The 817-nt window shown below is 56.9% G+C and carries 1 pseudogene; it reads left to right on the top strand.

Going from position 1 to position 817, the window contains the following annotated elements:
* Window positions 1–664: pseudogene (locus FQ320_RS25305) on the top strand (IS3 family transposase); the annotation flags it as partial.
* Between the last annotated feature and the right edge of the window lie 153 nt (window positions 665–817).

Below are 817 nucleotides of genomic sequence, written 5' to 3'. Positions count from 1 at the left end.
TGGCCGATAGGCGTTTGACTTCAAACGCCGTAAGGCGGATTTACCGGGAAGAGGGCCTGTCAGTGCGCCGCCGTAGAGGCCGGAAACGGGCGCGAGGCAGCCGCACACCAATGCCAGTGCCATTGCGCCCGAACCAGCGCTGGTCCTTGGACTTCCTGTCCGACACTTTCGGGGCCTGTCGCAAATTCCGCATCCTGGCTGTCAATGACGATTGCTGCCGTGAAAACCTATGCCTGGTGCCTGATACCAGCATCTCCGGGGCCAGGGTCGCACGGGAGTTGGATGCTCTGATACGGATCTATGGGAAACCCGCCTGCATAGTTTCTGACAATGGCACGGAGTTCACCAGCAAGGCTATTCTGAAGTGGGCCAACGACAACAAGGTCGAGTGGCATTACATCGACCCCGGCAAGCCGCAACAGAACGGTTACATCGAGTCATTCAACGGCAGCCTCCGCGATGAATGACTCAACGAAGAGATCTTCGACAGCCTGACCGCCGAACGCTGGCCCTCTGGCGCTACGATTACAACAACGTCAGGCCGCATTCATCGCTCGGCAACAAGACCCCCGCAGAAGCGCGCCGAGCGCTTGAGCTACTTGATGGCATCGCGCTTGCCACACCCGAAACCGACGACTATCAAAAGCAAGGACTCTCGTTATGACTGAGGGACGACCGGGGGGCAGGTCACTTCCAAAATTTACCAAGCAAGGCGTCTACAAATTTAGGGGCTATTCAATTGCCCGCATTGGAGCCGATAGACCATAGGCACTATGCCCACAAGTTTACGCCCTGCTATATTCTTGGTGGATACGAC

The organism is Oceaniovalibus sp. ACAM 378, assembly GCF_008085915.1.
Taxonomy (GTDB): domain Bacteria; phylum Pseudomonadota; class Alphaproteobacteria; order Rhodobacterales; family Rhodobacteraceae; genus Oceaniglobus.
Note: the sequence above shows the minus strand (reverse complement) of the source record. Positions and strands in the feature narration are given on the sequence as shown.